The sequence below is a fragment of the Bacillus cereus group sp. BfR-BA-01355 genome, assembly GCF_022663675.1.
Classification (GTDB): domain Bacteria; phylum Bacillota; class Bacilli; order Bacillales; family Bacillaceae_G; genus Bacillus_A; species Bacillus_A thuringiensis_S.
Genome location: NZ_JAKUFY010000422.1, coordinates 1 through 245 on the forward strand (window position 1 = coordinate 1; position 245 = coordinate 245).

Sequence of the window (245 nt, forward strand, 5' to 3'; positions counted from 1 at the left end):
TCTTTTGCTTGCTCATGCGTTAATTTTCCAGATTTCTTTTGCTCTAAAATCGACTTCGCTTTTGCTTTCGCCTGATCATCTAAGTTAGCAAACATGTCTCCATGTTTACCTTTCTCCGGCATTTTCACGCCTAGCTTTGTTAATTCCTCTTTTGCTTGCTCATGCGTTAATTTTCCAGATTTCTTTTGCTCTAAAATCGACTTCGCTTTTGCTTTCGCCTGATCATCTAATCCTGCAAACATGTC

General features: G+C 39.2%; 1 pseudogene. It reads right to left on the reverse strand.

The annotated features are described in order from the left end of the window. Window positions 1-245 (reverse strand): annotated as a pseudogene (locus tag MR167_RS32325) (hypothetical protein); the annotation flags it as partial.